At 73.2% G+C, this 22776-nt stretch carries 18 protein-coding genes; 5 read left to right on the top strand and 13 right to left on the bottom strand.

Annotation, left to right across the window (positions count from 1 at the left end; genetic code table 11):
* Positions 1-64 precede the first annotated feature (64 nt).
* The 5 genes from NXY84_RS04710 to NXY84_RS04690 all read right to left on the bottom strand — a co-directional run bounded on the left by NXY84_RS04710 (position 65) and on the right by NXY84_RS04690 (position 5254).
* The gene (locus tag NXY84_RS04710; protein WP_258726003.1) at positions 65-1114 is read right to left on the bottom strand and encodes a LacI family DNA-binding transcriptional regulator; all 1050 of its coding nucleotides are present in this window, start codon (positions 1112-1114) and stop codon (positions 65-67) included.
* 41 nt (positions 1115-1155) lie between these two features.
* Positions 1156-3297 (bottom strand): glycoside hydrolase family 127 protein, encoded by a 2142-nt coding sequence (locus tag NXY84_RS04705; protein ID WP_258726002.1) that lies wholly within the window; start codon positions 3295-3297, stop codon positions 1156-1158.
* 113 nt (positions 3298-3410) lie between these two features.
* The gene (locus NXY84_RS04700; protein ID WP_003792170.1) at positions 3411-3509 is read right to left on the bottom strand and encodes a 30S ribosomal protein bS22; all 99 of its coding nucleotides are present in this window, start codon (positions 3507-3509) and stop codon (positions 3411-3413) included.
* Positions 3510-3709: 200 nt separating this feature from the next.
* Positions 3710-3919: a helix-turn-helix domain-containing protein gene (locus NXY84_RS04695; RefSeq protein ID WP_034628694.1), complete on the bottom strand. Its 210-nt coding sequence runs from the start codon at positions 3917-3919 to the stop codon at positions 3710-3712.
* A 153-nt stretch (positions 3920-4072) separates the two neighbouring features.
* On the bottom strand, positions 4073-5254 hold the full coding sequence (locus NXY84_RS04690) for an acetoin utilization protein AcuC (protein WP_258726001.1): 1182 nt from the start codon (positions 5252-5254) through the stop codon (positions 4073-4075).
* Positions 5255-5335: 81 nt separating this feature from the next.
* Between NXY84_RS04690 and NXY84_RS04685 the strand changes: the two genes are divergently transcribed.
* A complete protein-coding gene (locus tag NXY84_RS04685) occupies positions 5336-6670 on the top strand; it encodes an APC family permease (protein WP_258726000.1) in 1335 nt (444 codons plus the stop codon).
* A 136-nt stretch (positions 6671-6806) separates the two neighbouring features.
* Positions 6807-7037 carry a LuxR C-terminal-related transcriptional regulator gene (locus tag NXY84_RS04680; protein WP_258725999.1) on the top strand — a complete coding sequence of 77 codons (231 nt, stop codon included), beginning with the start codon at positions 6807-6809 and terminating at the stop codon, positions 7035-7037.
* A gap of 66 nt (positions 7038-7103) precedes the next feature.
* Here the strand turns inward: NXY84_RS04680 and NXY84_RS04675 are convergent, their stop codons facing one another.
* Entirely contained in the window at positions 7104-7340 is a 237-nt protein-coding gene (locus tag NXY84_RS04675) for a hypothetical protein (protein WP_258725998.1), read from the bottom strand.
* Between the two features lies 1 nt (position 7341).
* Positions 7342-9033, bottom strand: coding sequence for a glycosyltransferase (locus NXY84_RS04670; RefSeq protein WP_258725997.1), 1692 nt, complete (start codon positions 9031-9033; stop codon positions 7342-7344).
* A gap of 233 nt (positions 9034-9266) precedes the next feature.
* Here NXY84_RS04670 and NXY84_RS04665 point away from each other — a divergent pair, with 233 nt between their 5' ends.
* Together NXY84_RS04665 and NXY84_RS04660 are read left to right on the top strand one after the other, a co-directional pair.
* The gene (locus NXY84_RS04665; RefSeq protein ID WP_258725996.1) at positions 9267-10643 is read left to right on the top strand and encodes a TrkH family potassium uptake protein; all 1377 of its coding nucleotides are present in this window, start codon (positions 9267-9269) and stop codon (positions 10641-10643) included.
* On the top strand, positions 10636-11343 hold the full coding sequence (locus tag NXY84_RS04660; protein WP_258725995.1) for a potassium channel family protein: 708 nt from the start codon (positions 10636-10638) through the stop codon (positions 11341-11343). The genes NXY84_RS04665 and NXY84_RS04660 overlap by 8 nt, the downstream gene beginning before the upstream one ends.
* A gap of 79 nt (positions 11344-11422) precedes the next feature.
* Here NXY84_RS04660 and NXY84_RS04655 read toward each other — a convergent pair whose 3' ends face one another.
* The 6 genes from NXY84_RS04655 to NXY84_RS04630 form a co-directional block, all read right to left on the bottom strand.
* Positions 11423-12364, bottom strand: coding sequence for a hypothetical protein (locus NXY84_RS04655; protein ID WP_258725994.1), 942 nt, complete (start codon positions 12362-12364; stop codon positions 11423-11425).
* A gap of 266 nt (positions 12365-12630) precedes the next feature.
* The gene (locus NXY84_RS04650; protein ID WP_258725993.1) at positions 12631-16527 is read right to left on the bottom strand and encodes an alpha-L-arabinofuranosidase C-terminal domain-containing protein; all 3897 of its coding nucleotides are present in this window, start codon (positions 16525-16527) and stop codon (positions 12631-12633) included.
* 75 nt (positions 16528-16602) lie between these two features.
* Complete coding sequence (gene yjfF, locus NXY84_RS04645; protein WP_258725992.1) at positions 16603-17655, bottom strand: galactofuranose ABC transporter, permease protein YjfF; 1053 nt, start codon at positions 17653-17655, stop codon at positions 16603-16605.
* The gene (locus NXY84_RS04640; RefSeq protein ID WP_258725991.1) at positions 17655-18701 is read right to left on the bottom strand and encodes an ABC transporter permease; all 1047 of its coding nucleotides are present in this window, start codon (positions 18699-18701) and stop codon (positions 17655-17657) included. The genes yjfF and NXY84_RS04640 overlap by 1 nt, the downstream gene beginning before the upstream one ends.
* Entirely contained in the window at positions 18698-20194 is a 1497-nt protein-coding gene (locus tag NXY84_RS04635) for a sugar ABC transporter ATP-binding protein (protein WP_258727116.1), read from the bottom strand. Before NXY84_RS04635 ends, NXY84_RS04640 begins: the two co-directional genes overlap by 4 nt.
* 211 nt (positions 20195-20405) lie before the next feature.
* A complete protein-coding gene (locus NXY84_RS04630) occupies positions 20406-21431 on the bottom strand; it encodes an ABC transporter substrate-binding protein (protein WP_258725990.1) in 1026 nt (341 codons plus the stop codon).
* A gap of 183 nt (positions 21432-21614) precedes the next feature.
* Between NXY84_RS04630 and bla the strand changes: the two genes are divergently transcribed.
* Complete coding sequence (bla, locus tag NXY84_RS04625) at positions 21615-22700, top strand: class A beta-lactamase (protein WP_258725989.1); 1086 nt, start codon at positions 21615-21617, stop codon at positions 22698-22700.
* Positions 22701-22776: the final 76 nt, after the last annotated feature.

The raw sequence follows: 22776 nt of genomic DNA, 5'->3' as shown, positions 1-22776 counted from the left end.
GTCCGCGTGTGCGTCCGCCGGCACGGCTCGCGCCGCGCACGCACGTGCGGGAGCGTGCCGCCCGTCAGGCGACGACCGACCGCCCGAGCACCGGCGCCACCGGCGTCGAGCCCGCGACCCCGAGCGTCGACTCGCGCGCGACGATCTCGTAGTCGGCGACGACCTGCTCGAACGGGCGCGAGCGCGAGGTGTCCGCGATGCGCGCGATGAGCAGGTCGACCGACGTGCGGGCAATCTGCTCGCGTCCCGGCGCGACCGTCGAGAGGGTCGGCGACGAGTACGCCGCGTCGTCGATGTCGTCGAAACCGATCACCGCGATCTGCTCCGGCACCGCGACGCGCCGGGCGTGCAGCGCGTGGAGCGCGCCGAGCGCGAGCGCGTCGTTGAGCGCGAAGACCGCGTCGATCTCGGTCCCGGAGTCGAGCAGCCGGTGCATGGCCTCGGCGCCCGTCGCGCGGTGCCACAGGCCCGCCTCGCCCACGAGTGCCGGGTCGAGGGGGACCCCCGCCTCCGTCAGCGCCTGCTCGTACCCCTGGACGCGCAGCGCCGCCGAGCCGACCGACTCGCCCTCGTGCGCGCCGATCACGGCGACGCGGCGCCGACCGAGGTCCAGGAGGTGGCGCGTCGCGGCGCGGGCAGCCTCGACGTTGTTCATCGTCACGTGGTCCGCGGGCCCCCCGAAGATGCGCTCGCCCAGCAGCACCATCGGGAAGTCGACCTCGAAGGACGCGCGGTCCTCCGGGCCCAGGCTCAGCGGCGAGAAGATCAGGCCGTCGGTCAGGTGGCGGCGCTGACCCGAGAGCACCTCGAGCTCGCGCTCGCGCACCGAGTTGGTCTGCTCGATGAGCACGGTGAGCCCGCGCGCGTCGGCCGCCTGGATCACGGAGTCGGCGAGCTCCGCGAAGTACGGCAGGCTCAGCTCGGGGACCGCGAGGCCGATCATCCCGGTGCGGCCCTGGCGCAGGTTCCGGGCCGAGATGTTGACCTGGTACCCGAGCTCCTCGATCGCCTGCTCGACGCGCGCACGCGTCGCCGGGCGGATGTACTGGTACCCGTTGACGACGTTCGACACCGTCTTGATGGAGACGCCCGCCCGTTCGGCGACATCGTGCATCGTCGCGGTACCGTTCCGCGCGCCACCTCGCTTCGACCCGTTCACGGCGCCCATCCTTGCACCGGTACCCACACCCGCATGGCGCCCTCGTCCCGGTTGGCCCAGCGCTGGTACGGGACCGCCCGCAGCCGCAGGGGCGCGAGCGGCGCGTCGGGGTCCCGCAGGTCGGGCCCGACCGGGCCGCCGGCGCCCACCGGGACCTCCCCCGCGCCCACCACGGCGAGCATCCCCGCGGCCGCCGGCACGTGCACGCCGTCGGCCTCGATCGTGACCGGCGCCCCGATCGCCGGGTCCGGCGGGCCGACGTCGAGCCGTGTGCCGGCCGCGAGCCGCACGTCCTCGAGCGCGACGCCCGCGGGCAGGTCGGCCTGCTCGAGGCAGAAGACGACGGGGCCACGGCGCAGGGCCACGCAGCCGCGCACGGCGTCGACGCGCGGGTGCGCCCGGACCGCGACGGGCGGCATCGCGAGGTCGAGCTCGATGCGGCGGGCCCCGGGGGCGACGCGCACGTAGCCCCCGGACGCGTGCACCGCGGCGACGTCGACCGTGAGCTCGACGCCGTCGACCCGGAGCACCGCACCCCCCGGCAGCACCCACCCCGGGACGCGCAGCGCGAGCTCCCCGACGAACCCGCCGCGCGGGTCGCCCTCCGCCGCCGCCCCCGCGCGGGTCTCGCCGGCCCCGGCGCCCGGGTCGCCGCCGTCGAGCACGTCGACCGTCACCCGGCCGTCCCACGGGTACGCGGTCGAGACCCGCAGCCGGACGTCCCCGTCGCCGTCGCCGGCCGGCGTGATCGTGCCGTCGGCGTAGAGGTGCAGCTGGACGCCCCGCTCGTCGCGCGTCGCGACGTAGGCGTGCAGCGACGCGACGAGGCGCGCGAGGTTCGGCGGGCAGCACGCGCACGCGAACCACGGCAGCCGCGTCGACGCCGAGTACTCGCTCGACCCGTCGTGGCCCGTGCGGACCTGCAGCGGGTTGGAGTAGAAGAAGTGCGTGCCGTCGAGCGACGTCGACGCCGCGACCGCGTTGTGGAGCGTGCGCTCCATCTCGTCGGCGTACCGGCCCTCGCCGGTGAGCAGCAGCATGCGCCACGCCCACTGGAGGCTCGCGATCGCCGCGCACGTCTCGGCGTAGGCGCGGTCGGGCGGCAGCTCGTACGCGTCACCGAACGACTCGTCCTTGTGCCGGGCACCGAGCCCGCCGGTGACGTACGCCTTGGTGCCCTGCGCGCTGTCCCAGAGCCGCACGAGCGCGTCGAGCAGCTCCCGGTCGCCGGTCTCCGCGACGAGGTCCGCGACCCCCGCCGCGAGGTACAGCTGGCGGACGGCGTGCCCGGTGGCCTCCGTGACGCCGCGCACCGGCGCGTGGTCCTGGTGGTACGCGGGCTCGAACGGCCCGGAGCCGAGCAGCCCGCTCCCCCGGAGGTCCACCATGCGCTGCGCCAGGTCGAGGTACGCGCGCTCGCCGGTCAGCCGGTACAGCTCGACGAGCGCGGTCTCGACCTCCGGGTGCCCGCAGTACGCCTCGACGCCCCCGGCCCCGAACCGGCGCACGGCGTGGTCGGCGAAGCGGCGGGCGACGTCGAGCAGGTCGGTGCGCCCGGTCGTGCGCGTGCGCGCGACGGCCGCCTGGACGAGGTGCCCGAGGACGTAGAGCTCGTGGCCCCAGCGCAGGTCGGTCCAGCGGCGGTCGACGCCCGCGGGGGCCGCCGGGTCCCCGCCGTCTTGCGGGAGCTCCTGGTAGTGCGAGTCGAGGTAGCCGTCGTCGTCCTGCGCGGCGGCGAGCAGCTCGACGACGTCGCGCGTGAACCCCTCCCAGTCCTGCGCCTCCGGGCGGCGCCCGGCCTCCCACGCGATCGCCTCGAGCGACTTGTGCACGTCGGAGTCGGCGAAGTTGAAGCCCCGGAACAGGCCGTCGTGGTGCCCCGCGACGCGCCGCAGGTTGTCGAGCGCACCGGACGACTCGAGGTTCTCCACGAGGTGCGGGAGCGTCGCGGTGCGGTTGAGCGCCTGCCACCGGCCCAGCTCGCCGTCCTCGGACAGCCGGGTCGCGGCGAACGGCAGAGGCTGGAGCCGGACGTGGGGTGACGCGCCGGTCGCGGTGGGCCCGGTGCCCGGGCCCGGCTCGGCCAGGGGCGCGCCGGGCTTCGCGTGGCCCGGGGCGGACGGCTGCGTCGCTGTCATGCGCGCCATGCTACATCGATGTAGAGCGGCGTTGAAGTGCAGGAACACGTCAGGCCCGGCACGATGCCGGGCCTGACGGGGACTACAGGACTACAGCCGCCGCAGCGGCGACGTCACTTCTTGTTGCGGCGCTGGTGGCGCGTCTTGCGCAGCAGCTTGCGGTGCTTCTTCTTGGCCATCCGCTTGCGGCGCTTCTTGATGACGGAGCCCATGGGTCCTCACTTGCTTCCGGTGGGAGCGCATGCGCGTCCCAGGTGGTCGTCCGATCGACGCGCGGCACGGTCGATGCTCATGAAGCCGAAACGCCCACGCACGGGAAAGTCCTCGCCTACCTTACGCGATCAGCAGGGCACGCGGCGACGCGCCCTCCACGGGCACGCGGCCCCGCGTGACCCGCAGCGCGCCGGACGGGTCAGGACGTCAGGCGGTCCCGGTCGAGGGCCGCCGTGCGCAGGTAGTGGTCGAGCGCGTCCTGCGGGACACGGAACGAGCGCCCGACGCGGACCGCCGGCATCTCGCCCGAGTGCAGCAGCCGGTACACGGTCATCTTCGACACGCGCATCACGTCGGCGACCTCCGCGACGGTCAGGAACCGCACGCGTGCTGGCTGGTCGCTCGACATCGCTCTTCTCGCTGTTCTCGTCGACGACGCGGGGGCGTCGCCAGCACCGGCAGAGGGGACCGCCGACGAACCCGTGCGGGTCGCTGGCTCACCCTAGGCCGTCGTGTGGCTCGTGTGAAAGGGGAGGCGAGAGTGAAAAACCGTCGCCGCGGCTCAGTCGTGGTCGGGGTCGAGCCCGAGCAGCGGGAACACCGCCGTGCGCGTCGCACGCACCGCCCGGTCCACGTCGTCGGACGGGTCGTAGCCCGCCGACCACGGCCGGAACCGCGCGTCCTGGCCGTCCGACATGCTGCCCGGACCCCGCCGCCCGTACCGGGCCTCGACCTCGACCTGCCACTGCTCCGGGATGCGCGTCGTCGCCGGCACCGGGTGGTGCGACGCGATGCCGATGACGTTCGCCCAGGCGCGCGGGACCACGTCGACCACCGCGTACCCGCCGCCGCCGAGCGCGATCCACCGCCCGCCCGTGAGCTCGTGCGCGAGCTCGTGCAGCCGCTCGGCCGCGACCCGCTCCGCGTCGATGCTCACGTCGAGGTTCGTGATCGGGTCCTCGACGTGGGCGTCGCACCCGTGCTGGGTCACGAGGATCTCGGGCTCGAAGGCCCGCACGACGGCGGGGACGACGCCGTCGATGGCCCGCAGCCAGCCGGCGTCGCTCGTGCGCGCGGGGAGCGCGACGTTGACGACGCTGCCCTGCGCACCCGGCCCCCCGACCTCGCGCGCGTGACCCGTGCCCGGGAACAGCGTGTGGCCGCTCTCGTGGACCGAGACGGTGAGCACCCGGGGGTCGTCCCAGAACACCTTCTGGACTCCGTCGCCGTGGTGCGCGTCGATGTCGACGTAGGCGACCCGCTGTGCCCCCGCCGCGAGCAGCCGCCGGATCGCCACAGCGGCGTCGTTGTAGATGCAGAAGCCCGACGCCGCGCCCGGCATCGCGTGGTGCATGCCGCCGGTCAGGTTCACGGCGTGCAGCGCGCGGCCCTCCCAGACCGCGAGCACCGCATCGACGCTGCCGCCGACGATCCTCGCCGCGGCGTCGTGCATGCCCCGGAACACCGGGTCGTCGGTCGTGCCCAGGCCACGCAGGAGGTCCCCGCTCCCGCCGTCCGACGCCGCGCGCACGGCGACCACGTAGTCGTGCTCGTGGACCGTCTCCAGCACGTCGTCGCCCACGGGCTCGGCACCCACGACGCGGACGCCGGCCCCGTCGCCGAGCAGCCCGAGGGCGTCCGCGAGCCGCATCGTGAGGTCCAGGCGCAACGGGTTCATCGGGTGCCCGTCGCCGAAGTCGTACGCCAGCAGCTCGGGGGACCACACGACCCGCACGTCCGCCATGCCCCCACGCTAGCCGTCCGGCAGCCGGCGGTCTCCCGGGCTCGACGCGCGGAAGCGGACGGGTGTCCGGATACTCTCAGCATGACGACGACCGAGACCGCCTCCCCCGGCCTGCGCCGGGCAGTGACGGGACCGCTGCTGTTCCTCTTCATCCTGGGCGACGTGCTCGGCGCCGGGATCTACGCGCTCGTCGGGGAGATGGCCGGCACCGCGGGCGGGTTCGTGTGGCTCGCGTTCGCGGTCGCGCTCGCGATGGCGCTGCTCACGGCGTTCTCCTACGCCGAGCTCGTGACCAAGTACCCGCGGGCGGGCGGCTCGGCGGTGTTCGCCGAGCGCGCGTACGGCAGGCCGTGGCTGTCGTTCCTCGTCGGGTTCGCGATGCTCGCGGCCGGCGTCGTGAGCGCCGCGGGGCTCTCGCTCGCGTTCGCCGGCGACTACCTGGCCGAGTTCCTCGACGTCCCGGCGGTGCCCGCCGCGATCGTGTTCCTGCTGCTCGTCGCGGCACTCAACGCCCGCGGGATCAAGGAGTCGCTCGGCGCGAACGTCGTGATGACGGCGGTCGAGCTCACGGGCCTGCTGATCGTGATCGTGCTCGGGGCGCTGCTGCTCGGTCGCGGCGAGGCGGACCTGAGCCGCATCGCCGAGGCACCCGAGGGCACCGGCGCCGCCGCCGCGGTGCTCGGCAGCGCGCTCATCGCCTTCTACTCGTTCGTCGGTTTCGAGACCTCCGCGAACCTCGCCGAGGAGGTCCGCGACGTCTCGCGCGTGTACCCCCGGGCGCTGTTCGGCGCGCTCGCGACCGCCGGGGTCGTGTACGTGCTCGTCGGGCTCGTCGCCCCCGCGGTCGTCGGTCCGCAGGAGCTCGCGGAGTCGAGCGGGCCGCTGCTGGAGGTCGTGCGCGCCGCGGGTGGCGTCCCGCCGACGCTGTTCGCGGTGATCGCGCTCGTCGCGGTCGCCAACGGCGCGCTCCTCACGATGATCATGGCGAGCCGCCTCGCGTTCGGGATGGCCGAGCAAGGGCTGCTCCCCTCGCCCCTCGCGCGGCTGCTGCCGGGGCGCCGGACGCCCGGCGTCGCGATCGTCGTGACGACCGCGGTCGCCATCCTGCTCGCGGTGACCGGCGAGCTCGTCGACCTCGCCTCGACCGTCGTGCTGCTCCTGCTGTTCGTGTTCCTCTCGACGAACGTCGCGGTCCTGGTGCTGCGCCGCGACACGGTCGACCACGCGCACTTCCGCACGCCGGTCGTCATCCCCGTGCTCGCGATCGTCTCGTGCCTCGTGCTGCTGACCCAGCAGGAGCTGCGCCACTGGCTGCTCGCGCTCGGGCTGCTCGCGGTCGGGCTCGTCCTGCACCTCGTGACGCGGGGGTCGTCCCACCGGGCCCCGTCCGCCGTGGATCCGGCCGCGCGCCGCTGACGCCCCGCCGTCCGGGCTCCGGCGTGCCTCATCGGGCACGCCGGAGTCGCGTCATGACGGCCCGGTCCGCCCCTCTCCTCTGCTGACGGCACAGGACGCAACGCCGCGTCCGGACCCGCCGTCACCGGGGGACGACATGAACAGGCAGGGAACGGGGCCGACGACCCGGACCGGGCTCGCGCTGACGCCGCGGGAGCAGGCCGTGCTCGCCGAGCTGACGCAGGACGTGACGGTCGAGGAGATCGCCGCGCGGCTGTGGGTCTCGCGCAACACCGTGAAGTCGCAGCTGCGGAGCGTCTACCGCAAGCTCGGCGTCTCGACGCGCGCCGAGGCGGTCGCGCGGGCGAGGGACCTCGGGCTGCTCTGACGGACGCCGGCACCCGGGGGCTCTACGCTCCCGGACCTGCGGCGCCCGGGCGCCGACGCCCGCACCTCAGCGTTCGCCGTCCCAGCCCTCGGGGTAGATGCTGCGGTCCTCCGCGCGGCGGTTGCGGCTCGGGAACCACCCGCCCGGGTACAGCTTGGGCAGGATCTTGGCGAGCGCGAGCGCGCTGTACATGACGGTGTTGATCGTGACGAACGCCGCGAGGACGCGCAGCGGCCCCGACTGCAGCACCGATCCCCCGACGAGCCCCTGGGCGGCGACGACCGCCGACGCCTGCGCGAGCACGTCAGGCCACCGTCACGGTCAGGGGCGCGGACGCCGTGGGTCCCGGCGCGGCGTGCTGCACGTGCTTCCAGCCCGCCTCACGACCGAGGGAGATGTCGAGGACGCCCTTGACGTAGACGAGGTCGAGGAACGCGTCGAAGAGGAGCTCGGGGACCATGAGGACCGCGAGCAGCCGGGCGCGCCACCCGCCCTTCCACACCGTCACGACGCGCTCGACGGTGAACAGCACGCCGAGCCCCATCCAGAACGGGAACCAGATCCAGCCGTCGCTCGACAGCAGCATGAGCGCCATGAGCGCGAAGTAGCAGAACAGGGCGATGACGCCGTAGCCGATGCCGAGCTGCTGCGCCCAGTACCGGAACGTCTTGGGCGTCGTGCCGTACGCGCCGAGGTTCTCCAGCGCGCCGCGCTGCCAGCGCAGCCGCTGCGCCCAGAGCGTGCGCCACGTGGGCATGACCTCGGTGACGACCGTGCACTGCTCGGGCGAGATCATGAGCGCACCGAGCGACTTGAGCGCGAGCGTGAGCTCGTTGTCCTCGGTGAGCGCGGCGGTGTCGTAGACGTCGCCGCGCCGGCCGGGGAGCGCGCCGCCGCGGCTCTCGGCGACCGTGCGCAGCGCGAGGGGACGGAACAGCGACGCCGTCCCGGTCAGCACGAGCACGCGCCCGCGGCGCCGGCGCATCTCCCGCCCGTACCGGATGTACTCGTTGCGCTGGAGCTGCCCGAGCATCCCGGAGCCCTCCTGGCCGTAGAACAGCCCACCGACCGCGAGCAGCGCCCGGTCGCTCGTCATGCGGGCGACGGCGACCTCGAGGAACCCGTCGTCGAGGCTCGTGTCGGCGTCCATGATCATGACGAGGTCGTTGTCGCCCTGGCCCGGCAGCACCTGGCGGAGCGCCTGGTTGAGGGCCCCGGCCTTCTTCTTGGTGTTGCCGACCGACTCGATGACCTCGACGCCCGCCCGGCGCGCGACCTCGACGGTGCCGTCGGTGCAGTTGTCGGCGACGACGACGATCCGCTCGGGACGGTGCGACTGCGTGAGCAGCGAGGCGATGGTCGCGGGCAGCGACGCCTCCTCGTCGTGCGCCGGGATCAGCACGGTGACGGTGACGGGGCCCGCCCAGACGCCGCGCGTGCGCGCCATGACGAGCTTCGGGGCGAGGGGGTCGGTGCGGACATCGGCGGAGCGGCGCGAGCGGTTCGCGATCCGCCGCTCGAGCAGCGCGACGCCGGCGGCGACGAGCACGGCGAACGCGACGGCCGCGACGAGCACGCGGGCCGTCGGCACCTCGGTGGCGTAGAGCACGTGCCAGAAGCCGAGCAGCGTGGTCTCGGCGGGGCGGTGCTCCTCGAGCGGGACCCCGGCCCCGACGGTGACCCACAGCAGCGCGGCGGCGGACAGGGCGATCGTGAGGACGACGAGGCCGATGATGCGCTGGAGCCACGGGACGTCCGCGGGCTCGGCCGACGCGTCGTCGGCGGCAGGACCGAGGAGCTGCCCGGCCGCGGGTGCGGGGTGGGCGGCGACGGCGAGGCGGGTGTGGGCCGAGGGCGCGGGGTTCGCGTCGACGGCGGCTGTGGTGGGGCGGGTGCCGACGCGGGACGCGGGGTCGAGCGCGTGCCTGCCGCGCGCCCCGGTGCTCCGTGCGTCGACCGGGTGGTCGACGACGCTCACGCCGCCCTGCTCGTCCATCATCACCGTCCGTGGCCGTCCCGACCCCGTCCGTGGGGGTGCTCCTCTCATCGGCAGGAGCACCGGTAATCTTGAACGTTCAACCAAGTCATCGGGTGATGTGACTGCGCGCACGCGCCGGGCGGACGTCGTCGGGCGCCGGAATCGCCGCTCGCCGTGTCAGAGTGGTGCCCGTCAGAGGTCCCGGCGCGCGCCAGAGACCGCGAGGTCGCGCCGCAGGTGCAGGAGGTGGGATGGCTCGGGGCCTCCCGGCAGCGTTCTGGTCCGGTCGCGAGATGGTCGACCGGCTGGCCCGCCAGTCCCCCGCGCGCCTCGCGATCGGCGTCTTCGCCTCCGTCGTCGCCGTCTTCGCGGGCCTGCTCTCGGCGCCGTGGGCCACCGCCACGGGCGAGCGGGCGTCGTTCGTCGACGCGCTGTTCACGGCCACCTCGGCGGTGTGCGTGACCGGCCTCGTCGTCGTCCCGACGGGCACCTACTGGTCCACCGCGGGGCTCGTGACGATCCTCGTGGGCATCCAGATCGGCGCCCTCGGGGTCATGACCCTCGCGTCCATCCTCGGCCTCGCGGTGTCCCGCCGGATCGGGCTCACGCAGCGCCTGCTCGTGACCTCCGAGACCAAGACCACCCGTCTGGGCGAGGTCGGCTCGCTGCTCCGGACGGTCATCGTCACCTCGCTCGTGCTCGAGGGTGCGATCGCCGCGATCCTCGTCCCACGGTTCCTCATGCTCGGCGAGAGCCTCGGGGACGCGGTCTGGTACGGCGTCTTCTACGCGATCTCGGCCTTCAACAACGCCGGCTTCATCCCGACCGCGGAGGGCCTCGAGCCGTTCGTCTCCGACTGGTGGGTCCTGCTGCCGATCATCGTCGGCGTCTTCATCGGCTCCCTCGGCTTCCCCGTGCTGCTGAACATCGGCAGCCGGTGGCGCCGCCCCAGCACGTGGAACCTGCACTCGAAGCTGACGCTCACCACGAGCGCGGCGCTCGTCGTCGTCGGCTCGGTGCTCGTCGCCGCGTTCGAGTGGCGCAACGAGGGCACCTTCGCGCCGCTCGACTGGCCGGGCACCATCCTCGCGTCGCTGTTCGCGGGGGTCATGCCGCGCTCGGGCGGGTTCTCGACGGTCGACATCGGCGAGATGCACGAGGGGACGTGGCTCATCAACGACGCGCTCATGTTCGTCGGCGGCGGCTCGGCGTCGACCGCGGGCGGCATCAAGGTGACGACGCTCGCGGTCATGCTGCTCGCGATCGTCGCCGAGGGGCGCGGCGACCGTGACGTCGAGGCGTACGGCCGGCGCATCCCGCGCGAGGCGCTGCAGGTCGCGATCGCGGTCTCCCTCGTCTCCGCGACGATCGTGCTCGTCGCGAGCCTCCTGCTCCTCGGGATCACGGGCCTCACGCTCGACCGGATCCTGTTCGAGGTCATCTCCGCGTTCGCGACCGTGGGCCTCAGCACCGGAATCACCCCGGACCTGCCGGACGCGGGCAAGTACGTGCTCGTCGCACTCATGTTCATCGGCCGGACCGGCACGATGACGCTCGCCGCAGCCCTCGCGCTGCGGAGCCGTCGTCGGGTCATCCGGTACCCGGAAGAGAGGCCGATCATTGGTTGACGCACCGCAGCAGCCCGGGACCCGCTCCGCGCCCGGCAGCAAGGAGCCCAAGCGCGACGCGGGCGTGCTCGTGATCGGCCTGGGCCGGTTCGGGTCCGCGATCGCCGCGACGCTCGAACGACTCGGGCAGGACGTCCTCGCGGTCGAGCGGGACCCGCAGCTCGTCGCGCAGTGGGCGGGCCGCGTCCCGCTCGTCGAGGCCGACTGCACCAACCCCGAGGCGCTCGAGCAGCTCGGCGCGCGCGACTTCCCCGTCGCGGTCGTCGGCGTCGGGTCCTACCTCGAGGCGTCGGTCCTCATCACCGGCAACCTCGTCGACCTGGGCACGCCGCAGATCTGGGCGAAGGCGATCAGCGCCGAGCACGCGCGCATCCTGCAGCGCATCGGCGCCCACCACGTCGTCCTCCCCGAGGCCGACGCCGGCTCGCGCGTCGCGCACCTCGTCTCGGGCAAGCTGCTCGACTACATCGAGGTCGAGGACGGGTTCACGGTCGTCAAGATGCGCCCGCCGCGCGAGACCCAGGGGTTCACGATCGCGCAGTCGAAGATCCGCGAGCGCTACGGCGTCACGGTCATCGGGGTCAAGAGCCCGGGCGTCGAGTTCGTGTACGCGGAGCCGGACACGCGCATCTCCGCGAACGACCTCATCATCGTCTCGGGCCACGCCGAGCTGCTCGAGCGCTTCGCGTCGCGGCCCTGACGACCCGCTCGCAGCAGCGCCCCCGGGCCTCGGTCGAGGTCCGGGGGCGCTGGTCGTCCGGGGGCGTCCCCGACGGAGCTCAGGAGCGCCAGACGACCGCGCTCTCGTCGAAGTCGCCGAACGAGCAGCCGACGGCCTGCCCGTAGTCGTTGACGGCGGTGAGCACCTCGACGCGGCCCGCCTGGCTCAGCGGGACGACCCGCGTGGGGCCGGAGCTGTCGCGCACGAAGCCCTGCTGCGTCGCCCCGTCGAGCGCGAGGGAGCCGACGACGCGCCCGTACTTGTTCACGTCGACCGCGCCCGCGATGGCCGTGCCCACCGGGTCGAGGGACTCGACGCGGTCCGCGCGCGTCCAGCGCACCGCGTGCATGCGCCCGCTGCCCGACGCGTCGTAGGAGTACCCGACGACCTGGCCGTTGTCGTTGATGTCGTCCGCGAGCGCACCGGCACCCGCCGCGAGCGGCGCGAGGCGAGTCATGCTGCCGTCGCGGTTCCAGCGCACCGCGACCTGGACGCCGTCCTCGAACACGTAGCCGACGACCTGGCCGCGGTCGTTGAGCCCGTTGGCCCCGGCGGTCACGCCCGGCGCGGACAGCACCGTCACGACGCCCTCGCGGGTGCGGAGGAAGGCGCGGGACGCCCCGCCCAGCTGCGAGGAGGTGCCGACGACGTCGCCGCGCTCGTTGATCGCGTTGACGAACACGTACGCGTCCTCGGGGTCCACGGGCGTCAGCAGGACCGTCTCGGTGCCGTTCCAGACGGCCGTCTGGCCGTCGACCGCGCCGACCACGTGGCCACGGTTGTTGATCAGCGAGGCGGACGTGAGGCCCCCCGGGAGGGGCTGGGTGCGGCCGTCGCGGTAGAGCGACGTCCGGAGCACGATGGTGCCGCGCTCGTTGATGTCGGTCGCGCACTCCGCGACCCCGAGCTGCGTGGTGCGGCCCTTCGAGTAGGCCGACGCGGGCGCCGCCATACCCGTGACCAGCACCGCGGCCGCGCACGCGGCGACGGAGACGGACATGACTGATCCACGCTTGTTCACTGATTTCCCCCCTGAGACGGCCCGTCCGGGGCCCGTCGTCGAGCCCTGCCGCGTTCCGGTGCCGCCGGACTTCATGTTCCGTCACGGGTGTATCGGGCGCAACGGTCGAAGCCCCGGATACCCGACAGTTCACCCGCTCGACGCAGCATCCGGGTCGCCGGGCTCGCGCCGGGGACGCCACCGGGGCCCCGGGTCGTCGACCGACCCGGGGCCCCGGTGCGTCACCGCCGTGCGGGCGGCTGCGGTCAGCTGCGCGGCTTCGCCTCGACCGTCAGCGTCGCCGTCCCTTCCGAGGGCGCCACGGTCGCCGTCCCGCCGTAGCGGGCCGTCACGGTGTGCGTCCCCGGGGCGAGGTCGGCCGGCAGGGTGAACCGGGCGCGGCCCTTGTCGAGCCTCGCCTCGCCGACGACGCGGTCGCCCACGAGCAGGGTCACCGTCCCGGCGGCCGGGGTCGTCGAGCTGGGGCCGTCCTGCGCGCGGACGGTGACCGTCGCCCTCGACTCCTTGCCGGCCTTGACCTTCGCCGGCGCGAGCTGGACGGCCGTGGTCGACGGCGCCTTCTCGCCGCCCGGCGCGAGCCGGATCACCGTGACCGAGTGCGCGGGCGCGTCGTACGTGAACGCGTTGCCGAGCCGCTCGGACGTGCGCGTGACCGGGACGACGTTCTCCGGGTCCGCCATGGTGTTCGTCGCGGCGAGCGAGTCCGCGGTGAGCTCGGTGATCGTCCCGGTCTCGGAGACCGGCGCGCCCTCGACGGTGACGTCCGTGCGGATCGTCTCGGCCGAGGAGTTCACGAGCTTGACGATCGTGTCGCCGGTCTCGCGGTCCCGCGTGACGACCTGGTGGACGTCCTCGTCGCTCGTGGTGTCGGTGAACTCGGTGACGAGCTCGCCGTCGAGGTAGGCCTTGACCGTGCGCCCGGAGACCTCGATCTTGACCCGGTAGGTGCGGCCGGTCTCGATCGTCGTGGTGCTCCCGGTGACCTCGGTCGCGCCGCCGCCGGTGGCCTGCTGGATCGCCGAGCGGGTGTTGTTCCACCCGCCGAGGTTCCACCAGTAGTAGTTCCCGGTGTCCTGCACGCCGAACATCACGAGGAAGCCCTCGGTGCCGGAGATCTTCCGGGCGTCGACCTCGTAGGTGTAGTTGCTCCAGCCGGCCGCGGGGCCCGTCGAGCGGGCGTCCTCGACCCCGCCGTCGGACTGCACGTACTCGCCGTCCGTCACGGCCCACTGCCCGCTCGTGGCGGTCCAGCCGTCGGCCGTGCCGTCCGCGAAGTCCTCCGCGAGGAGCACCTCGCCGGTGTCGTTCGCGGTGACCCGGACGTCGTCGTACGCGGCCTGGGTGCGCCACGTGGACAGGCCCACGCCGCCGGTCACGTCGGGCGCCACCTCGCCGCCCGCCCCGGTCAGCGTGCTCGCGAGGACCTCGTCGCCCTGGTTCGTGGCGAAGAGCTTCTGCACGTAGTAGTTCGCGGAGCCGTACGCCCGGGCGTTGTCGAACCAGATCGCGTCCGGCGCCCACTGCACGTAGTCCTGGTTGGCGAGCAGCGGCGCGTAGGACGCGAGCTCGATGACGTCGGAGTTGCGCTCGATGCCCGTCATGAAGGCGGCCTCGGCGAGCGCGTTGCCGAACGTGTTGCCGCGCGAGGCGTACTCGCCGATGAAGACCTTCGGACCGGTGCGGTCGTAGTCGTCGTAGCGGTGCGTGTTCGCGAGGAACCAGTCCGGGGAGTTGTAGTAGTGCTCGTCGACGAGGTCGGCGTCCTGGTCCCGGGCGAAGTCCCAGAGCTCGTCGAACCACGCGCCCGCGGACGTCTGACCCGAGTTCGAGATGATCTTGATGTCCGGGTGGGCGGCGCGGATGGCGTCGTGGAACAGCGGGTAGTTCGTGAGGAACTCGCGCTGGACCTCCTCGTTGCCGAGTCCGATGTACTCGAGCCCGAACGGCTCGGGGTGGCCGAGCGACGCGCGCACGGCGCCCCACTCGGTCGTGACGTCGCCGTTGGCGAACTCGATCAGGTCGAGCGTGTCCTGCACCCACTCCTGGAGCTTCTCGGGATCGGTCAGCGGCGCGGGTCCGCCGCAGCCGTTGACGCCGACCGAGACGACGGGCAGCGGCTCGGCGCCGAGGTCCTCGGCGAACAGGAAGTACTCGAGGTAGCCGAGGCCGTACGACTGGTTGTAGCCCCAGAAGTTGTAGTTGGTCGGGCGCTCCTCGAGCGGGCCGATGGTCTCCTTCCAGCGGTACGTGCGCTTGCGGTCGTAGTTCGGCGCCTCGTACGGGTCGAACGTGCCGACGTTGGTGACGCAGCCGCCCGGGAACCGCACGAACTGCGGGTCCATCTCCTCGATGAGCAGCGCGAGGTCCTTCCGGAGCCCGTTCTCCCGGCCCTGGTAGGTGTCGGTCGGGAACAGCGACACCATGTCGAGGCGCACGGTCCCGGTGCCGTCGGCGAGCACGACGAGGCGGCCCGTCGTCGAGGTGCCGGTCGCGGCGATCTCGCCGGTCACCTTGGTCCACTCGTCGCTCTCCGCGGTGACCGTGGTCTCCCCCAGGACCTCGGTGCCGTCCGCGGACTCGACGCGGACGGTCAGCGGGCGGTCGTGGTCGGCGGTGCGGCGGACGAACGCCGAGAAGCGGTAGGTCTCGCCGGCCTCGACGAAGACGCCGGTGTTGTAGCCGAGGTTGCGGATGCCGACCCCTGCGCCGGCACCCGCGCCCGCCTCGTCGAGGTCGAGCCGCAGGTAGGTGCGGTTGTTCTCGTTCAGGCGCTCGGCGTCGTCGACCGCCTCGATGCTGCCCGTGGCGCCGCCGCGCTCGACCTCTTCCCACGACGTGAGCGGGGTGTAGGAGGCGTTGTCGGCGGTCGAGTACTCGAACGACCGGTTCTGCACGAGCTCGGCGTAGAGCCCGCCGTCCGCCGCGCGGTTGATGTCCTCGTAGAAGATGCCGTAGAGGTCGTCGCTCATGTCGACGGTCGGGCCGGACGCGTCGACGGTGATCGTCGCGTGCTCGGCGCGCACGCCCTCGAGCGTGAGCCGCACCGCCTCGTCGCGCGGGCCGACGACGAGCGCGCCGCCGTGCGCGACGGCCACGAAGCCGCCGGTCCCACCCAGCACCTCGAGCACGAGGCGCGAGCCGCCCGCGTCGACGAACCGCAGGTTCGCGGGGTCCTGGCCCGCGTCGCCGAGCACGAGCGCCTCGTCGGCCACGACGACCGGCCGGTCGCCGGCGGCGAGGTGGACCGCGCCGTCGGCGCCGCCCTCGACGGGGGTCACGGTGAGCGCGACCGTCGAGTCGGGCCGCGTCGCGGAGAGCTCGAGCGCGCGCGCGTCGTCGTCGGTCGCGACGGTCAGGTGCCGGAGCTCGTCGCCCGGGCCGTGCAGCGTCACGTCACCCGTGGGCACGAACGGCTGCCCCTCGGCGGCGTCGACCGCGAACCAGTCGAAGACGGCGTCGTGCGCGATCCCGGCCTGCGACGCGAGCGCGTAGACGCCGACCTGCGTGACGTCGAAGCCGACGGTGACCTCGGCGGCGGTCGCCCAGGCACCGTCCGCCCAGTAGCTCGTGGTGATCGTGTCGCCCGTGCGCTGGAGCCGGAGGACCTCGGACGCCGAGCCCGGGCGCGCCGTGAACGTCGAGCCGTACGTCGCGGCGGTCTCGACGCCGTTCTCGATCACGACGGGCCCGCCCTCGGCGAACGAGACGTGCGCGAGGCCGGCGCGGACGTAGTTGTCCATGTCGCGCCACGCGATCAGGCCGGCGCCCTGGAAGTCGGCGGCGACCGGCGCGGTGACCTGCGTGACGGCCGTGAAGTCCCCGACCGGCACGTCGACGAGCACGACGTTCCGCGCGGTGTTGGACGTCTGCCACGTGTCGCCGGCGAGCGAGGTGAGCGTGAGGTTGCCCGGGTTCGCGGTGAGCGACAGGTTCGCGGGCGTCTCGTTGACCACCGACCAGTCGTCGCCGAGGGCGGACGCGTCGAACTCCTCGACCCACGCCCCCTCGGGCACCGTCCCGGGCGGCGGTGCGGCGGACGCGGCACCCGTCGCGGACGGCAGGGCGACGAGCCCGAGCGTCCCGACGAGCCCGAGGGCCGCGATCCGCGCCGGGAGGCGCAGGCGTGCTGACGGAGCTGTCATGGGCTTCTCCTTCTCTACGACGTTGTAGAACGCGCGCGAGAAGGAGGCCCCTCCCCCCGCGAGACCTTCGAGCCGCTACACGCGGCGGCGGACCAGCAGCAGCCGCTGGATGACGACGAACGCCAGCAGCAGCGCGCCGATGACGATGCGCGTCCACCACGAGCTGAGCGTGCCCTCGAACGTGATGATCGTCTGGATCAGGCCGAGCACCAGGACCCCCAGCACCGAGCCCAGCACGAAGCCGCTGCCGCCCGTGAGCAGCGTGCCGCCGATGACGACCGCCGCGATCGCGTCGAGCTCCATCCCGACGCCCGTGAGCGAGTAGCCCGAGCGCGAGAACACCGTGAACAGGAACCCGGCGATGCCCGCGCAGGTGCCGCTGATGACGTAGATCAGCACCTTGGTGCGCGCGACCGGCAGGCCCATGAGCACCGCCGACTGCTCCCCGCCGCCGATCGCGTACACCGTGCGGCCGAACCGCGTGTAGTGCAGCACCACGAACGCGACCGCGACGACCAGCAGCGCGATGATGCCGCTCGGCGTGAGCGACCACGTCTCCCCGATCGGGATGCGCGTGCTCGACAGCCACACGATCGTCTCGTCGGTGATCGGGATCGACGACAGGCTCACGACGTACGCGAGCCCGCGCGCCAGGAACATCGCGGCGAGCGTCGCGATGAACGGCTGTATCTCGAACACGTGCACCATGACGCCGACGACCAGGCCGAGCACCGAGCCGATGAGGATCACGAGCGGGATCACGACGGACGCGGGCCAGCCGCTCTGGAACAGCGACGCGGCGGTGATGCCGGACAGCGCGACGACCGCCCCGACCGACAGGTCGATGCCGCCCGCGATGATGACGAACGTCATGCCGACCGCGAGCACGACGAGGTAGGAGTTGTTGATCAGCAGGTTCGAGATGACGCGGCCCGAGAGGAAGTTCTCGTAGCGGCTCGCGCCGAGCACGAACATGCCGAGCAGCACGACGAGCGTGCCGATCACCGGCACGTAGCGCCGGTCGAGACGCAGCGCGGACGCGACGCGGGTGAGGGCGCCGCCGGCTGCCCCGGAGGGCGGCGTGCCGCCGGTGGGGCTGGGAGCGGGCTCGAGCTCGTGGACGATCATCAGGCACCGACCTTCGCGGGGACGGGCGCGACGACGGCGGGGCGTCGGCGCGCGGCGAGCTTGGCCCGGACGACCGGGGACTGCAGGAGGCACACCGCGATGACGACGACGGCCTTGAAGAGCGGCGTGACCGACGGCGGGACCCCGAGGATCGTCACGGTCAGCGTGAGCGTGACGATGACGAGCACCCCGACGAGCGTGCCCGAGAGCGAGAACTTGCCGCCCGCGAGCGAGGTGCCGCCGATGACGACCGCGAGGATCGCGTCGAGCTCGATGAACAGGCCCGCGTTGTTCGCGTCGGCCGCCATGACGTTCGAGCTGATCATGAGGCCCGCGATGCCGGCGAACGTCGCCGCGAGGGCGTACGCCGTCCAGATCAGGGTCCGGGCGTGCACGCCCGCGAGGCGCGAGGCCGACGGGTTGATGCCGACCGACTCGAGCAGCATCCCGAGGGCCGTGCGGCGCGTCAGCACCGCGACCGCGACGAACACCGTGCCGGCGACCCACACCGCGACCGGCAGCCCGAGCCAGAAGCCCGAGCCGATCGTCTTGAACGGCGGGGAGTTGACGGTCGTGATCTGCCCGCCCGTGATGAGCATCGCGATGCCGCGGCCCGCGGTCATGAGCACGAGCGTCGCGATGATCGGCTGGATCCCGACCACGGACACGAGGAACCCGTTCCACACGCCGAGCACGAGCGACAGCGCGACCGCGATCCCGACCGCCGTGAGCACCGTGACCGGGCTCGCCGGGTCGGGCGACGACGCGATGAACGAGCACGCGACCGCCCCGGAGATCGCCACGACCGCGCCGACCGAGAGGTCGATCCCGCGCGTCGCGATCACGAGCGTCATGCCGAGCGCGACCAGCAGGAGCGGCGAGCTGTTGCGCGCGATGTCGACGAGCGCCCCGAACAGGTGCCCGTCCTGGACCCGCACGCTCAGGAAGCTGCTGGTCTTGAGGGTGTTCGCGACGAGCAGCGCGACCAGGGCGACGACCGGCCAGAAGATCCGGCTGCGCGTGAACGTCGTCAGTGCGTCCTTCATGACCGTCCTCCGCTGGCGATGAGCTCGACGACCTGGTCGAGCTCGACCTCGTCGCCGGCGACCTCGGCGATCTTCACACGGTCCCGCAGCACCGCGATGCGGTGGCTCAGGCGCAGGACCTCCTCGAGCTCGGCCGAGATGAACACGACCGCCATGCCGTCCGCCGCCAGCTCGGCCACGAGCCGCTGGATCTCGGCCTTGGCGCCGACGTCGATCCCGCGCGTCGGCTCGTCGAGCACGAGGAGCCGTGGGGCCGTCGCGAGCCAGCGCGCGAGCAGCACCTTCTGCTGGTTGCCGCCCGAGAGGTTGCGCAGCAGCGCGTCCGGGTCGGCGGGGCGGATGCCGAGCGCCTCGACGTACGTCGTGACGACCTCGTCGGCCCGCTTCGCCGAGATGCGCCGGGCCCACCCGCGCTCGGCCTGGAGCCCGAGCATGATGTTCTCCCGGACGGTCAGGTCGCCGATGACGCCCTCGCCCTTGCGGTCCTCCGAGGAGAACGCGATCTTGTGGCCGAGCGCCGTCCGCGGCGTGCGCAGCCGGGTCGCCACGCCCTCGACCTGGACGGTGCCCGCGTCCGCCCGGTCGGCGCCCGTGAGCAGGCGCGCGAGCTCGGTGCGGCCCGAGCCGAGCAGGCCCGCGAGCCCGACGACCTCGCCCGCGTAGACGTCGAGGTCGAACGGCTCGATGGCCCCGCGCCGTCCCAGCCCGATGGCCTGCAGGTACGGCGTGGTGTCGGCGCGCGCCGCGACCGAGCGCTTGGGGGCCTCCTCGAGCTGCTCGAGCACCTGCATCGACGTCCCGATCATCCTCGACACGAGCTCGAGGCGCGGCAGCTCGGCGGTCGCGTACTCCCCCACGAGCCGCCCGTTGCGCAGGATCGTCATGCGGTCGCTGATCTCGTACACCTGCTCGAGGAAGTGGCTCACGAACAGGATCGCGACGCCGCGGGCGCGCAGCGAGCGCATCACCGCGAACAGCTGGCGGACCTCGTCGGCGTCGAGGCTCGACGTGGGCTCGTCGAGGATGAGGACCTTCGCGTCGACGACCATCGCGCGCGAGATCGCGACGAGCTGCTGGACGGCGATCGAGTGCGACGACAGCAGCGAGGACGGGTCGATGTCGAGGTCGAGCCGGGCCAGGTGCTCCGCGGCGGCGCGGCGCATGGCCCGCCAGTCGATCGCGCCGAGCCGGCGCGGCTCGTGGCCGAGCATGACGTTCTCCGCGACCGTGAGGTTCGCGCAGAGGTTGACCTCCTGGTACACCGTGCTGATCCCGGCGGCCTGCGCCGCGGCGGGGCCGGTGAACGTGTGGGGGTCTCCGTCCACCACGATGCTGCCGGAGTCGATCGCGTAGACCCCCGTGAGGGCCTTGATCAGCGTCGACTTGCCGGCGCCGTTCTCGCCCATGAGGGCGTGGACCTCGCCGGGGCGGAGCGTGAAGTCGACGTCCTGGAGCGCCTTGACGCCGGGGAACTCGATGGAGATGCCACGCATCTCGACGACGGGGGTGGGCTGGCTCACGGGCTGACCTTCCGGCAGGACGACGCGGTGCGGGTGTCGCTCAGGGGCTCGGGCACGCGGGCCCGGGCGAGCACCGTGCACCGCAGCGGCGGGGGCACCGCCACGGTGCACGGTGGTCACGCCCGGCCCGCCGGCTGCGCTGCGCGGGGCAGCGCTGCGGCGGCGGACCGGGCGAGGTCGCGCGTCAGTACTGACGGTCGGGCAGGGCCTCCTTGGCCTGCTCCTGGGTGAACGTGGTCTCCTCGGTGATGATCCTCTTCTCGGGGGTCTCACCGGCGACGACCTGCTTGACGATCTCGGCGAGCTGCGGGCCGAGCAGCGGGGAGCACTCGACGATGAAGTTGAACTTCCCGTCGGCGAGCGCCTGCATGCCGTCCTTGACCGCGTCGATCGTGACGATCTTGATGTCGACGCCCGGGACCTTGCCCGCGGCCTCGATGGCCTCCATGGCGCCGAGGCCCATGTCGTCGTTGTGCGCGTAGACGAGGTCGATGTCCGGGTTGGCCTGGAGGAAGCCCTCCATGACCGTCTTGCCCTCGGACCGCGTGAAGTTGCCGGTCTGCGACGCGATGATCTTGAGGTTGTCGTGGCCCTCGATCACGGACTCGAAGCCCGCCTTGCGGTCGTTCGCCGGCGCGGAGCCCGTGGTGCCCTGGAGCTCGACGATGTTGACCTCCTCGTCGCCGAACTCGTCGACGACCCACTGGCCGGCCTTCTCGCCCTCGACGACGAAGTCGGAGCCGAGGAAGCTCACGTAGAGGGACTCGTCCTCGGAGTCGACGGCGCGGTCCGTCAGCACGACGGGGATGTCGGCGGCCTTGGCCTCCTCGAGCACGGCGTCCCAGCCGGACTCGACGACCGGGGAGAACGCGATGACGTCGACGCCCTGCGCGATGTAGGACCGGATCGCCTGGATCTGGTTCTCCTGCTTCTGCTGCGCGTCGGAGAACTTGAGGTCGAACCCGTTCTCCTTGGTCAGGGTGTCCTGGATCGACTTCGTGTTGGCGGCGCGCCAGCCGCTCTCGGCGCCGACCTGGGCGAACCCGACGGTGATGAGGTCGCCGCCGCCCGCGTCGCCACCTGCGTCGGCGTCCCCGCCGGCATCGGTGTCCCCGCCGCCGCCCCCGCACGCGGTGAGGCCGAGCGCGAGCACCGCGACGCCGGCGAACGCACCCGCGAGGCGGTGCCGAGCGTTCTTCCTGCTGACCATGCTTCTCCTCCTTGAGCAGCAACGCCGAGTCGTCTTCGACCCGCTGTACCCGATGTTAGCGCTCACATGTCCGATGACAAGAGGCCTTGGATCACGTCTTGGTAACGCCGCCGGGACCACCGCCCCGGGTGCGTCCGTAGGATCACCCGCGACGGGGGTCGGCAGGGAACGAGAGGGACCGGCATGCACGACGGAGCGCACGTCTGGCGCACGCCCACAGCGACCGGCACGACGGCCGGCACGGCACGGGAAGCGAGGCACGCACGCACCGGGCCCGCCGCGGCGCGCACCGCGCACCCCGGCGGACCCACGAGGCGCACGGTGCTCCTCGCCGGGCTCGCGGGCCTCGCGGTCCCGCTCGTCGGCTGCACGCCCGGCTCCCCCGACGCCGCGGCCACGTCGACGCCGTCGCCCACCGGGACGCCGGCCGCCACGTCGGCGCAGGGTGCCCCGGCGGTCGACACCGCCGCGGTGCAGGCCGCCATCGCGGCGCTCGAGACCGAGGCGGGGCTGACGCTCGGGGTCGCCGCGATCGACACGGGGACCGGCGCGGTCGTCGGGCACCGGGCCGACGAGCGCGTGCTGCTGTGCTCGACCGCGAAGGTCCTCGTCGTCGCGGCCGCCCTCGCGCTGCGCGCCGAGCGCCCTGCGCTGCTCGGCGAGCCCGTCCCGATCCCGGCCGGCGAGGTCGTCGACCACTCCCCCGTCACCGCCGAGCACGAGGGCGGGGAGCTGCCCGTCGCGGTGCTGTGCGACGCGGCGATCACCCAGAGCGACAACACCGCCGCCAACGCGCTCATGACCCTCGTCGGCGGCCCGGCCGGCGTCACCGCGTACGTGCGCACGCTCGGCGACGAGGTCACCCGCCTCGACCGCCTGGAGCCGGAGCTCAACCAGGGCGCGCCCGGCGACGAGCGCGACACCTCCACGCCCGCCCAGGTCGCCGCCGACCTGCGGCTCCTCGCCGTCGAGGAGGGCCTGCCGCCCGAGAGCCGCGACCCCCTCGTGGGGTGGATGCGCGGAAGCACGACGGGCGCCGACCGGATCCGCGCGGGCGTCCCGGAGGGGTGGACCGTCGGCGACAAGACCGGCACCGGCCCGAACGGCGAGGTGCACGACGTCGCGGTGCTCTGGCCGCCGTCGGGCGCGCCGGTCGTGCTCGCGGTCTACACCTCGCCGACCGCGGCCGGCACCGGCTCGGTCGAGGCGAGCGCGGCGGTGATCGCGCGCGTCGCGGCCCTCGTGACCGAGGCGTTCGCGGTCGCCTGAGCACGCACCGGCCCGGACGCACGACGGGCCCCCGTGCGCACGGTGCACGGGGGCCCTTCGTCGACCGCCTGCTCGG

This window comes from Cellulomonas sp. NS3 (genome assembly GCF_024757985.1).
GTDB lineage: Bacteria > Actinomycetota > Actinomycetes > Actinomycetales > Cellulomonadaceae > Cellulomonas_A.
Note: the sequence above shows the minus strand (reverse complement) of the source record. Positions and strands in the feature narration are given on the sequence as shown.

What these genes read in the sequence shown, in the direction of transcription:
- NXY84_RS04710 (WP_258726003.1), bottom strand. Translation starts at nt 1,114, where the DNA reads ATGCACGATGTCGCCGAACGGGCGGGCGTCTCCATCAAGACGGTGTCG.
- NXY84_RS04705 (WP_258726002.1), bottom strand. Translation starts at nt 3,297, where the DNA reads ATGACAGCGACGCAGCCGTCCGCCCCGGGCCACGCGAAGCCCGGCGCG.
- NXY84_RS04700 (WP_003792170.1), bottom strand. Translation starts at nt 3,509, where the DNA reads ATGGGCTCCGTCATCAAGAAGCGCCGCAAGCGGATGGCCAAGAAGAAG.
- NXY84_RS04695 (WP_034628694.1), bottom strand. Translation starts at nt 3,919, where the DNA reads ATGTCGAGCGACCAGCCAGCACGCGTGCGGTTCCTGACCGTCGCGGAG.
- NXY84_RS04690 (WP_258726001.1), bottom strand. Translation starts at nt 5,254, where the DNA reads ATGGCGGACGTGCGGGTCGTGTGGTCCCCCGAGCTGCTGGCGTACGAC.
- NXY84_RS04685 (WP_258726000.1), top strand. Translation starts at nt 5,336, where the DNA reads ATGACGACGACCGAGACCGCCTCCCCCGGCCTGCGCCGGGCAGTGACG.
- NXY84_RS04680 (WP_258725999.1), top strand. Translation starts at nt 6,807, where the DNA reads ATGAACAGGCAGGGAACGGGGCCGACGACCCGGACCGGGCTCGCGCTG.
- NXY84_RS04670 (WP_258725997.1), bottom strand. Translation starts at nt 9,033, where the DNA reads ATGGACGAGCAGGGCGGCGTGAGCGTCGTCGACCACCCGGTCGACGCA.
- NXY84_RS04665 (WP_258725996.1), top strand. Translation starts at nt 9,267, where the DNA reads ATGGCTCGGGGCCTCCCGGCAGCGTTCTGGTCCGGTCGCGAGATGGTC.
- NXY84_RS04655 (WP_258725994.1), bottom strand. Translation starts at nt 12,364, where the DNA reads ATGTCCGTCTCCGTCGCCGCGTGCGCGGCCGCGGTGCTGGTCACGGGT.
- NXY84_RS04650 (WP_258725993.1), bottom strand. Translation starts at nt 16,527, where the DNA reads ATGACAGCTCCGTCAGCACGCCTGCGCCTCCCGGCGCGGATCGCGGCC.
- yjfF (WP_258725992.1), bottom strand. Translation starts at nt 17,655, where the DNA reads ATGATCGTCCACGAGCTCGAGCCCGCTCCCAGCCCCACCGGCGGCACG.
- NXY84_RS04640 (WP_258725991.1), bottom strand. Translation starts at nt 18,701, where the DNA reads ATGAAGGACGCACTGACGACGTTCACGCGCAGCCGGATCTTCTGGCCG.
- NXY84_RS04635 (WP_258727116.1), bottom strand. Translation starts at nt 20,194, where the DNA reads ATGCGTGGCATCTCCATCGAGTTCCCCGGCGTCAAGGCGCTCCAGGAC.
- NXY84_RS04630 (WP_258725990.1), bottom strand. Translation starts at nt 21,431, where the DNA reads ATGGTCAGCAGGAAGAACGCTCGGCACCGCCTCGCGGGTGCGTTCGCC.
- bla (WP_258725989.1), top strand. Translation starts at nt 21,615, where the DNA reads ATGCACGACGGAGCGCACGTCTGGCGCACGCCCACAGCGACCGGCACG.